General features: G+C 63.1%; 11 protein-coding genes. 9 read left to right on the forward strand and 2 right to left on the reverse strand.

The genetic code is table 11. The features are described from left to right. From ABD059_RS05720 to ligD, 3 genes are all read left to right on the forward strand, one after another. Positions 1 to 195: hypothetical protein (locus ABD059_RS05720; RefSeq protein WP_343878403.1), on the forward strand; the 195-nt coding region annotated here is incomplete at its 5' end. A gap of 146 nt (positions 196 to 341) precedes the next feature. Continuing rightward, positions 342 to 1709 carry a hypothetical protein gene (locus ABD059_RS05725; RefSeq protein ID WP_343878404.1) on the forward strand — a complete coding sequence of 456 codons (1368 nt, stop codon included), beginning with the start codon at positions 342 to 344 and terminating at the stop codon, positions 1707 to 1709. Between the two features lie 1138 nt (positions 1710 to 2847). After that, entirely contained in the window at positions 2848 to 3870 is a 1023-nt protein-coding gene (gene ligD, locus ABD059_RS05730; RefSeq protein ID WP_343878405.1) for a non-homologous end-joining DNA ligase, read from the forward strand. A gap of 18 nt (positions 3871 to 3888) precedes the next feature. Here the strand turns inward: ligD and ABD059_RS05735 are convergent, their stop codons facing one another. Then, the gene (locus ABD059_RS05735) at positions 3889 to 4935 is read right to left on the reverse strand and encodes an ATP-dependent DNA ligase (RefSeq protein WP_343878406.1); all 1047 of its coding nucleotides are present in this window, start codon (positions 4933 to 4935) and stop codon (positions 3889 to 3891) included. A 133-nt stretch (positions 4936 to 5068) separates the two neighbouring features. Here ABD059_RS05735 and gcvH point away from each other — a divergent pair, with 133 nt between their 5' ends. The 5 genes from gcvH to ABD059_RS05760 all read left to right on the forward strand — a co-directional run bounded on the left by gcvH (position 5069) and on the right by ABD059_RS05760 (position 8114). Beyond that, positions 5069 to 5455: a glycine cleavage system protein GcvH gene (gcvH, locus tag ABD059_RS05740; RefSeq protein ID WP_343878407.1), complete on the forward strand. Its 387-nt coding sequence runs from the start codon at positions 5069 to 5071 to the stop codon at positions 5453 to 5455. Positions 5456 to 5559: 104 nt separating this feature from the next. Continuing rightward, positions 5560 to 6054, forward strand: a complete 495-nt coding sequence (locus ABD059_RS05745) for an FHA domain-containing protein (RefSeq protein WP_343878408.1) — start codon at positions 5560 to 5562, stop codon at positions 6052 to 6054. Positions 6055 to 6064: 10 nt separating this feature from the next. Then, positions 6065 to 6814, forward strand: coding sequence for a transcriptional regulator FtsR (gene ftsR / locus ABD059_RS05750; protein WP_019481372.1), 750 nt, complete (start codon positions 6065 to 6067; stop codon positions 6812 to 6814). A gap of 8 nt (positions 6815 to 6822) precedes the next feature. Next, entirely contained in the window at positions 6823 to 7326 is a 504-nt protein-coding gene (locus ABD059_RS05755) for a bifunctional nuclease family protein (protein WP_343878409.1), read from the forward strand. A 194-nt stretch (positions 7327 to 7520) separates the two neighbouring features. Beyond that, positions 7521 to 8114, forward strand: coding sequence for a MerR family transcriptional regulator (locus ABD059_RS05760; RefSeq protein ID WP_019481370.1), 594 nt, complete (start codon positions 7521 to 7523; stop codon positions 8112 to 8114). Between the two features lie 63 nt (positions 8115 to 8177). On the opposite strand, the gene ABD059_RS05765 is transcribed toward ABD059_RS05760, so the two are convergent. Continuing rightward, positions 8178 to 9014, reverse strand: coding sequence for a ParA family protein (locus ABD059_RS05765; protein ID WP_343878410.1), 837 nt, complete (start codon positions 9012 to 9014; stop codon positions 8178 to 8180). Between the two features lie 311 nt (positions 9015 to 9325). Between ABD059_RS05765 and ABD059_RS05770 the strand changes: the two genes are divergently transcribed. Further along, a complete protein-coding gene (locus tag ABD059_RS05770; RefSeq protein WP_343878411.1) occupies positions 9326 to 12733 on the forward strand; it encodes a pyruvate carboxylase in 3408 nt (1135 codons plus the stop codon). Positions 12734 to 12758: the final 25 nt, after the last annotated feature.

A 12758-nucleotide genomic window follows, 5' to 3' on the forward strand; every position in this document is an offset into this window, starting at 1 on the left:
CCAAAACCAAACCAGCACCCGCGGCCCCTGCCCACCGCCCTCAAACACCCGGCCAAGACCTCCGATGAAAAATCGAGGCTAGTCTTCGGTTTAGTACTCAGCCACATCACCACCGGCTCCGTAACGCGCCCGCCCTTCGACTCCAGCAAGCTGCCAGCGATCGGCAAAACACGGTCGCCCCACGTATTCCTCTAGGTCGAACAAATCTACAACGACCTTGTTAGGCGAGGGCTGCTTCGTATGTGACCCTCGGTTGTAATGCCGGCACCGTTGAGGACCTGCCCCGATCGCGAAGCTGACAAATTTTCCGGTAACATCGATTTTCTTTTAGGAGTGCAAGAATGGCGTCCGAGCGCGACCATGGAATCGTCGAGCAGTACAAGGCGGGAGCGACGCTCGAAGCAATAGCTGCGCCGCTGGGCATAACCCGTGAGCGAGTACGGCAAATCGTGAACAAAGTGGGCGGAGCTTCTGCTGAAGAAGCGCGAGAAGCCCGCGCTATAGCGAAAACTGCTCTCGTTGAGGAGAATGTGGCGGCGATGGCTGCTGAACTGGGAGATGGCTTGAGCGCACTCGCCTCCCGTGGATTGACGCGCGAGCAGGTGGAGCGACGACTTGCTGTGATGTTTCCGTCTGTAGACGGCGCCGCGATCTCACTCCTCGTCGAGCGTGCCGGTCAGACATTTGACAAGTCGAAAAGTGACCCGCTCCTTGAACAAGAAATGATAGAGGCCGGAGTTCTATACCTGATCGCACTGGATCGAGGTATCGCCCAGAGCGGCGTCTCGTCCCTTCTGGAGCTCGATCAGCTTGTGGTTGAGGGAGTTGCCGAAGTATTCGCAAACACCCAGGACGGCGTCGGTCACACGACCGAAGTACTGCAGTTGATTGCTGCGGCTAGGGATGCGATTGCCAGCGACTCGACAATTTCTATTTCCCATGATCGATACGACCGGTTGCGATCCAAATTCCTAGCCGACCACGGTATAGAGCGCGGAAAGGGTCGAGTTCCGTGGCCGCCTACGAGTCAGACCGTGGCGAAGCGTTTGGGAGAGGGCGGGTGGTCTGATGCTTTGCGTTCACTCGGGCTGGACACGTCGGCGACGCCGAAGGGGATGGGACAAGCCAAATACACAGCAGAGGATTATGAGCAGACCGTAACCGACTTCTTAAAGGAGACTGGGGTCAGCGGTCGGGGCACCACCTACGCGGCATTCGAACAATGGCTAGCCTCCGAAAACCGGGCTGGTCGTCCGCGTCCTTCGGCGCCCGCCGTCCGAGGCGCTTACCGGAGCTGGAACGAAGCGGTCCGCTCGGGAGGTAACGCTGAACGGATAAACCGTGTTCATGAGAAAACCTTGAAGGGTGCTGCGACCGAAACCATCGCTGCGTATGACCGGATGGCGGTTCAGCAAGCTGCCTCAGTGGACAAGCTCACTGCACGTATCACGGAGCTAGACCAGTCAGATTCCCCTTCGGTCGACGAGAAGCGAGAGCTTGATGCGCTTTCCCGAGAGCGGGAACTTGTGGTCAGTCAACTCGAACTCACAGAACTCCAAAAGCGTGAACTCGAAGACAACGCGGCAACTCAGCGCGATCAATTTCGGACCAACGTGTTGCTCGCCACCGCTACTCTAACGATCGCTCTCGGTTCAATGCTTGTGCCGATCTTCGAATATTGGGGCTGGTGGCCGCTCGGCGGAAAATAGACGGGCTCGGGCGATTGTCCGAACCACATGACTCGAACGCGTTGTCGTCGGCCGCCGCTCGAGTCGGTATTTCGTTTCCGCACGACCAAGTCACTTGGTGGTCGTGGAGTGGCCGAAGCAGTCCGGTTGACTTCGAGGTAGTTGCCCCTGAAAAGGACGAGCAGGCCGAGGGCACTGCGCTGATTTACGAACTAACTAGCCAGTGAGCCGCGCAGCGATTCCTTCGGATGCCGCCGGCCCGCCGGTCATCGAGGTGAGGCCGCGAGAGGGCCACCCGGGCCAGTTCTCATTTCAGACGAGCGACCTCTCACAAACTTTGTCGAGCGGAGGCGAGATGCGCTGGCGATGGCTGAGGGGTGTTGCCCGCGGACTCGTCGCTGGCATCTAATTGCACTGGCACCGGTCACCGCCTCAATCGATGCCGAGACATTCATCCGCCTGTCAGTCTCTATGGGCGGAGGGAAACGGTATGTGCGGCGGTCCTCACAATAGACGGCGTCAAACGAGCCAGTGGGCGATCGGGGACCAGAAGGGCACCAGAATAATGCGAACCATTCATAGCGTGACGTGTTCTGCATGATCTGAGCCTCGGAATTACGCGGTTTTTCGGCGAAAGCCAGGCTTTTTGGACGCTTGGGGGGCAAGGGGTCGCAGGTTCAAATCCTGTCATCCCAACAGACGGAAGCCCGTCAACCAGCGCTCTAGCAGGTATTGGCGGGCCCTTTGTGCCCGGATCACCTAGTGGACAGACGACGACGGCCAACCTGCCCCAGAGCCAGCCAGTTATACCGTGCCAGGCTGTGCTCAACCCACTGGATTCTCACGGCGGACCTGCTCCACGCCTTGGTGAACGCTTTGGCGGCCTTACGGTGACCGTCTGGGTAGGTGAGCTCGGCCCATAATGGAATTGCCTTTTCGGGGGCGTGAATGGCTTGCGGATCAGGCGCCGTGATCTCGAGTGGAGGGGTCCACCGCCGTTGCCAGGCGCGAGAGCACCCCAACCGTAGCCGTGGAACTTGTGAGCCATGCGCCCTAGGATACGTTCGGGCGACGACAGAATGACCTGCTTGAGGCCAGCGGGAAATCCCGCTACCGGCTCGTCCCAGACAACCGGCGGGCCCGGGAGTATGTTGGACCCATGGCATCCGAGGCAACAGTCCTGTCCGTCGATGGACCCCACGGCACCCGCGAGGTGCGGATCTCCAGTCCCAGCCGCGTGCTATGGCCCGATCTGGGCATCACCAAGCTTGACCTGGCCAAGTACCTGGTCGCGGTGGGGGAGGCTTTCGTCGCTGCCAACGGCGACCGGCCCCTGGCCCTGCAGCGGTTCAAGGACGGAATCGACGGTGAACAGTTCTTCTCCAAGAATCCGCCCAAGGGTGCGCCCGAGTACATCCGCTCGGTGCCTGTGATCTATCCGAGCGCCCGGTCCCACCCCCAACTGGTCATCGATGAACCTGCCGCCGCTGTCTGGGCAGCCCAAATGAACACCATCGTCTTTCACCCCTGGCCGTCCCGGGCCGAGAACTCCGACAACCCTGACCAGTTGCGGATCGACCTGGATCCGCAGCCGGGCACTGATTTCGACGACGCCATCCCCGCCGCGGTCGAGCTCCGCGCTGTGCTTGAGGAGGCCGGACTCACCGCCTTCATCAAGACCTCCGGTAACCGCGGACTCCACGTCTTTGCCCCGATCGAGCCGGTCCGGGAGTTCCTCGACGTCCGTCATGCGGTGATCGCCGCGGCCCGGGAACTGGAACGCCGCATGCCCGACGCCGTCACCACCGCCTGGTGGAAAGAAGAGCGCGGAGAAAAAGTGTTTGTCGACTTCAATCAAGCCAACCGGGATCGCACCATCGCCGGTGCCTACAGTCCGCGGGCCCTGGCCCATGCGCCGGTCTCCTGCCCGATTGAGTGGGATGAGCTGGAGAATGCCGACCCGAAGAACTTCACCGTCCTCACGGTGCCCGAGCGGCTGGCAACCATCGGCGATCCGTGGGCGAGCTTCCATGAAAAGCCCGGCACCATTGACGAGCTCCTTGGCTGGTGGCAGCGCGACCTTGACTCCGGTCTCGGCGAGCTGCCCTTCCCGCCGGACTACCCGAAGATGCCGGGGGAGCCGTCCCGCGTCCAGCCCAGCCGGGCCAAGAAGGACAAGTAGGTTCTCGGGCCGTATTCTCTAGGCGAGGACCTGGCTCAGGTCGTAGGCCACCGGGACTTCCAGCTGGTCGAAGGTGCAAGACTCGGGGTCGCGATCCGGCCGCCACCGGGAAAACTGGGCCGTGTGACGGAAGCGCGATCCCTCCATCTGGTCATACCGCACCTCCATCACCCGCCGCGGGTGCAGTCGCACAAAGGACACATCCTTGCCGGAAGCGAACCGGCTCCGATCGGTTTCCCCACGGATCGGCTCACCAGAAGCATCACGCACAACGTCGGAGGCCAGCTCATCCACCAGCTCCAGCCGCCGCTGATTGGTGAATGCTGAGGCCCCGCCCACATTGCGTAGCTCCCCGTCGTCATACAGTCCCAGCAGTAAAGACCCGACCCCGGCCCCACTGGTGTGCACCCGATAGCCGAGAACGACGACGTCGGCCGAGCGGTGGTGCTTGATCTTGAGCATGCGGCGCTTGCCTGGCTCATATCCGGCGTCCAGCGGCTTGGCGACCACTCCGTCGAGCCCGGCTCCCTCGAACTCGACCAGCCAGCGGCGGGCGAGTTCGACGTCGTCGGTGGTTTGCGAGAGGTGAATTGGCGCAGCGAACGCATCAGCGATGCCCTCCAGGGCGGCCCGACGTTCGGCGAAAGGGGAGCTCATCAGATCATGCGACCCGGCTGCGAGCAGGTCGAAGGCGACGAACGAGGCGGGTGTTTCCTCCGCCAGCAGTCTGACCCGGCTCTCCGCGGGGTGGATGCGCTGCGACAGTGCCTCCCAATCCAGCCGCTCATGACCGGGGGAACCGGTGCGGACCACGATCTCGCCGTCGACCACGCAGCGCTCCGGAAGGGAAATCTTCAGCGCCTCGACCAGTTCCGGAAAGTACCGGGTGAGCAGCTTCGAACCGCGGCTACCGATGTCAAGGGCGTCGCCATCCCGGTGAATGATGGCTCGGAACCCGTCCCACTTCGGTTCGTAGAGCAGGCCGCCGGCCACGCTGTCGGGCTCGGGCACAGCGCTGACGGCTTTGGCTAGCATGGGCTGAACGGGGAAGGGGAGATCGGTCATGAGTTGATCTTTCCTCAGTCGGGGAGCTGAGGATAGTCCCCCTGCCCATCGTCCAAGCACTATGCCTATACTCGATCAGTGGCATCCAGTGGACGTCGCGCCAGTCACACCGGAGTACGACGAAAGGCTGCCCATGAGCAACGTTCCAGATAACCTTCATTACACGCCTGAGCACGAATGGGTGACCCCTCCAAGCAACGACGGGGTGGTCCGCGTCGGCATCACCGACTTCGCGCAGGACGCCCTGGGCGACGTCGTTTACGTGCAGATGCCGGAGGCCGGCTCGCCGGTCACCGCGGCCGACGTCGTCGGCGAGGTGGAATCCACCAAGAGCGTCAGTGACATTTACGCGCCGGTGACCGGTGAGGTGGTGGCCCGAAACGAGGCGCTGGAGGACAATCCCGCGCTCATCAACTCCGATCCCTACGGTGAGGGGTGGCTGCTTGAAATCAAGGTCGCCGATCCATCAGTTGTGGATGACCTTCTGAGTTCATCGGATTACTCACAGCAGGTAGGCTAGGGGGACCGGTTCGTCCGGCACAGCTAGGCAAGATCACCGTTGCAAGGACACGGTGGCCAATCGGTCGTTTGACTGGTTGGCCACATATTTTGGGGAGGAACACCATGGTTGGCAACGAGAACGCAGCCACGTATGGCGGTACAGAGAACCAGGCACCGTCGCCGGAGACCACCACTATTGGAATACCAGCGCTGGCACCTACAGCCGTGGATCCAAAGCTATCCCCCGAGGAGCAGGCGGCCGTCACCGCTCTGCCCAGCACTTCGGCTTTGCTCGTGGCTCATACCGGCCCCAATTCTGGTGCCCGCTTCCTCCTGGACCAGGACGTGACCACGGCCGGACGCCACCCCAACGCCGATATTTTCCTTGACGACGTGACAGTGTCCCGCAAGCACGCCCAGTTTGAGCGGACTGACACCGGTTTTACGGTGATGGATACCCGTAGCCTGAACGGCACCTACGTCAACAACGACCGGGTGGACAAGGTTGCGTTGCGCAGCGGCAACGAAATCCAGATCGGCAAATTCCGCCTGACCTTCTACAGCGCTCAGACAGCAACGCCTCAGCAGGCCCCAGTCCAGCCTCTCGGACAGGACTAGGTCCCGCTGCATGCCCTCACCCCAGCCAGCCCGGCGCACCGTAGGACTCGCTCCAGAACGAGTCCACGGCAATGTGCTCAATATCGGCGAGGTCCTTACCGAACTGTCCGGGGACTTCCCGCAGATCACTGCGTCAAAAATCAGGTTCCTTGAGGAAAAGGGGCTGATTTCCCCACAGCGAACCAGGGCTGGTTACCGGAAGTACGCGCCACATGATGTGGAGCGACTCCGCTTTGTCCTGGCGTTGCAGCGGGATCAGTACCTGCCGCTGAAGGTCATCAAGGACTATGTGGACGCGATCGACCGAGGCGAGAAGCCGGAATCGCTGCCTGGCGGGATGACCCTGTCCCCGCGGATGGTCTCAGACCAGATGTCCCGCGACCTGCACTCCCACACTCGATCCCTGACCCTCGAAACCCTGACGGCCGAGGCCGGAGCCAGGCATGCCCTGGTGCTCGATCTGGTGGGCTTCGGCCTGATCGCCCCGGTCGACGGCCGCTTCGACGAGCATGCCCTCCGTGTTACCCGGGCCTGCGTCTTACTGGAGGGCCATGGGATCGAACCCCGGCACCTTCGCCCCTTCCGCGCCGCAGCTGATCGCGAACTGGGCCTCGTTGAGCGGGTTGTGACACCCGTTGCTTCCCGGCGGGATGTGGCCTCCAAGGCACGTGCCGCCGAAATGGCCCGCGAAATCAGCGAGCTCTGCCTGAACCTACACACAGCGTTGGTACAGGGCCACATTTCCCGCATGGATAGCTAGGGGCCGCAATGCTTGAAGTAGAAGTCGTCGGAGTCCGAATCGAGCTGCCTTCAAACCAGCCTCTGGTGCTGCTCAAAGAAACCACTGGGGAACGCCACATCCCGATCTGGATTGGCGCCCCGGAGGCCAGCGCCATCGCCTTCGTTCAGCAGGGCATCGTGCCGCCCCGGCCCATGACGCACGACCTCCTCGTGAGCGTGGTCAAAGCACTCGGCCGTGAGATCAGCCAGGTCCGGCTGATCTCAGTCGAAGACACCGTTTTTCACGCAGAGTTGGTGTTCGACGACGGCACGGCAGTGAGCTCGCGCGCCTCCGACGCCATCGCGGTCGCCCTCCGCGTGCCCTGCCCCATCTTCTGCGCCGCCTCAGTCATGGACGAGGCGGGAGTGGAGATCACCGAGGCAGCTGACGACGACGACGCCCCGGCGGAGCCCCCAGTTAACGCTGAACGGGAATTGCGCCAGTTCCGCGAGTTCCTCGCCGACGTTGAACCCGAGGATTTTGAACGCTAGGGTTCCGACACGCCAAAGTCTTTATGCCCTGCATCTTTGACCTGGGGTGCCCGGGGATCTAACGTCGAAGCATACGGTTTCATTGCACAACCCATGAACTCAAGGCAGACTTGAGAGTAAACCCTGAGAATCCGGTGTGCGCCTAGTGCCGACCGTCCAGGTATTCCCACGGTTATAGAACGAGGAGGCAGCACGTGAGTCCCAAGGGCGACGCCGGTACGGGTTCCAACGCTGTTGCGTCCGGATCCGGAATCCCGGCCAGTGCGCAAGGCCTACTGTTCACCGAAGACCTCCCCGTCCTTGATGAAGACGCTGGCTACCGCGGGCCTACCGCCTGCAAAGCGGCCGGCATCACCTACCGCCAGCTCGACTACTGGGCCCGGACCGGTCTGGTAGAACCAGCAGTCCGAGGCGCTTCCGGCTCCGGCACCCAGCGACTGTACGGTTTCCGGGACATTCTGGTGCTGAAGGTCGTCAAACGACTACTCGACACGGGTGTCTCCCTCCAGCAGATCCGCGCCGCCATCGAGCACCTTCGCGAACGCGGGGTCGAGGATCTCGCCCAGATCACGCTGATGAGCGACGGCGCCAGTGTGTACGAATGCACCTCGGCTGAAGAAGTCATCGACCTGGTCCAGGGCGGCCAAGGCGTGTTTGGCATCGCCGTCGGCAAGGTCTGGCGTGAGGTGGAAGGCAGCCTCGCGGCCCTCCCCAGCGAACACGCCGCCGATCAGGACTTCCCCGACGATGAACTCAGCAAGCGCCGCGCCACCCGCAAGATCAGCTAGGGCTAAGTTAGGCCCATCAACCAGGCGAGGCCCCCATGAAGTGGGCGAGGCCCCCTCGAACCCTTAGGCGCGTCGGGCCACCCGGCTCCTCAGCCGGCCGGAATCCACCAGATTCTTCAGCAACTCATCAAAGTAGCCGGCGGCATTGCGCGCCGACTCGCCTGGCCAATGATGCACCGAGTGGGCGGCGCCCTGAATCTGCTGCCAATTCGCCTGCTCAGTAATGGTGGGACTCAACAGGAGGTCACCAAACATCTGGCGCATTTCCGCAAGCCGGAACGTGTGCTCGTTCGAACCGGGACGTACCCGGTTGGCAACAATTCCTGCCGTGGACAGATTCGGCGCGAATTCACGTCTAAACAGCTCGATAGCGCGCATGGTGCGCTCTGTGCCTGCCACCGAGAACAGGCCAGGTTCGGCAACCAGCAGCACCCGATTGCTGGCGGTCCACGCCATCCGGGTCAGCCCGTTGAGCGAGGGCGGGCAGTCAATGAGGACCAATCCATAGCCCTCCAGACGCGACAACAGGGTGGCGAGTCGTCGCAGATCCCGCCGTCCCAGGTCTGGTCGGTCGTAGATACCCGAGTAGGCGGAGCCCACCGCGACGTCGAGAACGGGTGGCTTCCCCGACAACGGCGGGTTGTGCCGGATGGCCGATGCCACCCAACCGCTGGGCACCACGTTGGCTCCAAGATCGCCGCGACGTGCAATCTTCAGCAGGCGGCCGATGTCGAGTTGATCGGCTGATCTGACACCCAGACCGGTGGTGGCGTCAGCATGCGGGTCCAGGTCAACGACCAGAGTCGGAATTCCAGCGGCAAGCGCTGCCGAGGCCAATCCGAGAGTCACGGACGTCTTGCCGACACCGCCCTTGAGGCTGCTGATGCTTACTACTTGCACTTGTTGAACCAATACCTAACATCTCGTGTGCGCGGCTGCCGGACGCCGCGCCAGCGGGAACCCTGGGCCGCAGTCTGAGCCGGCGGCCCCTGTTTCGTCTGGATTTGGTCAGGTCCGCATTAGAGGCGGTCGACCTACCGTTCCATCATAGGTGAGCGGTAGGGGTTCCGAAGTCCGCAGTACCGGGGGCGCCGGCCAGATGTTGAGAAACGTTAAGAGGTCGACGTCACAGCGCGGTAGGGTGAAGATTGCCGAGATGCAGGACACGGCCACACGTATCCATTGGTGAGATGCACGGACGCAGGAGAGCAATGTTTTCGAAGATTCTGGTAGCTAACCGTGGCGAGATTGCCATCCGTGCCTTTAGGGCTGGTTTCGAGGTCGGGGCGAAGACGGTTGCTGTGTTTCCCTACGAGGACCGCAATTCGATTCACCGGCAGAAGGCCGACGAGGCTTATCTCATTGGTGAGGAGGGCCATCCGGTCCGCGCTTACCTGGACGTCGAGGAGATTGTGCGTGTCGCCAAGGAGTCCGGGTGTGACGCCATCTACCCCGGGTACGGTTTCCTCTCGGAAAACCCGGGACTTGCCCGGGCCGCCGAAGAGGCTGGTATCACTTTTGTCGGACCGCCTGCGGATGTGCTGGAGCTGGCGGGTAACAAGGTCCACGCGCTGGAAGCTGCCCGCAAGGCTGGCATCCCGGTTCTGAAGTCGTCCCAGCCGAGCGCGGACCTGGATGAGCTGATTGCCGCGGCCGACGAGATCGGGTTCCCCATCTTCGCCAAGGCGGTTGCTGGTGGCGGTGGGCGCGGGATGCGCCGGGTGGACAAGCGGGAGGCGTTGCCGGAGGCGCTCGAGGCGGCCATGCGGGAAGCCGATTCCGCGTTCGGCGATCCGACCATGTTCCTGGAACAGGCGGTGCTCCGGCCGCGCCACATCGAGGTGCAGATCCTCGCTGATGCCCAGGGCAATGTGATGCACCTGTTTGAGCGTGACTGCTCGATCCAGCGCCGGCACCAGAAGGTTATTGAGATTGCTCCGGCGCCGAACCTTGATGAGGGTATCCGGCAGGCGTTGCACCGCGACGCCGTCGCGTTTGCCACGGCCCTGGGGTACGTTAATGCGGGCACGGTCGAGTTCCTCGTCGACACAGTGGGTGAGCGGGCCGGCCAGCACGTCTTCATCGAAATGAACCCCCGGATCCAGGTGGAGCACACGGTCACCGAGGAAATTACTGATGTTGACCTGGTGCAGGCGCAGCTGCGCATCGCGGCTGGTGAGTCCCTCGCTGACCTGGGCTTGAGCCAGGACAGCGTCCACGTCCGGGGTGCTGCCCTGCAGAGCCGCATCACCACCGAGGATCCGGCTAATGGTTTCCGGCCCGACGTCGGACAGATCACCGCGTACCGGTCCGCTGGCGGCGCGGGGGTGCGCCTCGATGGCGGTACCGTTTACGCTGGCGCTGAGATTAGCCCTCATTTCGATTCGATGTTGGTGAAACTGACCTGTCGTGGCCGGGATCATAAGTCGGCGGTGACTCGGGCCCGGCGTGCCTTGGCCGAATTCCGGGTCCGGGGCGTGTCGACCAACATTTCCTTCCTGCAGGCCGTCCTGGACGATCCGGACTTCATCGCCGGGGACGTCGCGACGAACTTCATCGACGAACGCCCCGAGCTGCTCACCGCCAGGGTCTCCGCGGACCGGGGGACGAAGTTGCTGACGTGGCTGGCGGATGTGACAGTGAATAAGCCCCATGGTGAGCGGCTGGTGGAGATTGACCCCGCTGAGAAGCTTCCCGTTGCCGGTGAGGGGGAGGCAGCTCCCGGGCCGGGGTCGCGGCAGCGGCTGCAGGAACTCGGACCTGAGAAGTTCGCCGCTGAGCTTCGTGCCCAGAGAGCGGTGGCTGTCACGGACACCACGTTCCGCGACGCGCACCAGTCGCTGCTCGCTACCCGGGTCCGTACCCGCGACCTCGTAGCGGCGGGCGACGCCGTGTCCCGTAGGACACCCCAGTTACTATCGGTCGAGGCGTGGGGTGGGGCCACCTACGACGTCGCGCTGCGGTTCCTTGGCGAGGAACCCTGGGAGCGTCTCGCAGCGCTGCGTAAGGAGCTGCCCAACATCTGTCTGCAGATGTTGCTGCGGGGCCGTAACACGGTCGGTTACACCCCGTACCCCGAGGAAGTCACTGAAGCTTTCGTGAAGGAGGCAGCCGAGACCGGGATTGATATTTTCAGGATTTTCGACGCACTGAACGATGTCTCCCAGATGGAACCGGCGATCCGCGCGGTCCGGGCCACCGGCACCGCGGTGGCCGAGGTTGGCCTGTGCTACACCTCGAACATGCTTGACCCCGAGGAGAAGCTCTACACGCTGGAGTATTACCTTGAGTTGGCGCAGCGGATGGTCGATGCTGGCGCGCATATCCTGGCGATCAAGGACATGGCGGGCCTGCTGCGCCCCGCAGCGGCGGCCCAGCTGGTCACTGCCCTGCGTGAGCGTTTCGACCTGCCCGTTCACCTCCACACCCACGACACCGCCGGCGGCCAGCTAGCCACCCTGCTCGCCGCCGTCGACGCGGGAGTGGACGCCGTCGACGTGGCCAGCGCCTCCCTGGCAGGGACCACCAGCCAGCCCTCGGCGTCGGCCCTCGTCGCGGCGTTGGCCAACACCGAACGGGATACCGGGATTTCCCTGGCGGATGTCTGCTCGCTGGAACCTTACTGGGAAGCGGTCCGCCGCGTGTATGCCCCGTTCGAGTCGGGGTTGCCCGGTCCTACCGGGCGGGTCTACCGGCATGAGATTCCGGGGGGTCAACTCTCCAATCTTCGCCAGCAGGCCATCGCCCTGGGCTTGGGGGAACGGTTTGAAGCTATCGAGGACATGTACACCGCGGCTGACCGGATGCTCGGGCGGCTGGTGAAGGTCACGCCGTCGTCGAAGGTGGTGGGGGACCTGGCACTGCAGTTGGTGGGGACCAACGTTGACCCCGCCGACTTTGAGCAGAACCCGCAAAACTACGACATTCCCGATTCCGTCATCGGTTTTTTGAGTGGGGAGCTCGGGGATCCTCCCGGCGGGTGGCCGGAGCCCTTCCGGACCAAGGCGCTGCAGGGTCGCGAGGTCAAGGTTCGGGACACCGAACTCAGTGCCGAGGATCAGGAAGGGCTGGCCGGGGATTCGAAGCTGCGGCGCGCCACCTTGAACCGGCTGCTGTTCGCGGGCCCCACGAAGGATTTCCTGGCCACCCGGGAAACCTATGGTGACGTCTCCGTCCTGGACACCCGCGACTACCTGTATGGGCTGCAGCAGGGCAGTGAGCACGTCATCCCGCTCGAAAAGGGTGTCCGCCTCATCGCTACCCTCAGCGCGGTGTCCGATCCGGATGAGAAGGGCATGCGCACGGTGATGTGCACGCTGAACGGGCAGATGCGGCCCGTCGTTGTGCGTGACCGCAGCATCCACAGCGACGTCAAGGCGGCGGAGAAGGCCGACAAATCGACGCCGGGCCAGATCGCTGCGCCGTTCGCCGGTGCTGTCACCGTCACCGTTGCCGAGGGCGACACCATCGAGCAGGGTGCGACGATCGCCACGATCGAAGCGATGAAGATGGAAGCCGGAATCACCTCACCAGTGGCCGGCACGGTCAAGCGGATCGCCGTCGACGCCGTCTCCCAGGTCCAGGGCGGAGACCTCCTGATGGTGATCGAGACCGCCTAGCCCGTTACGGCCGCGCGGGGTCCGG

Source organism: Arthrobacter flavus (assembly GCF_039526005.1).
Classification (GTDB): Bacteria; Actinomycetota; Actinomycetes; order Actinomycetales; family Micrococcaceae; genus Arthrobacter_D; species Arthrobacter_D flavus.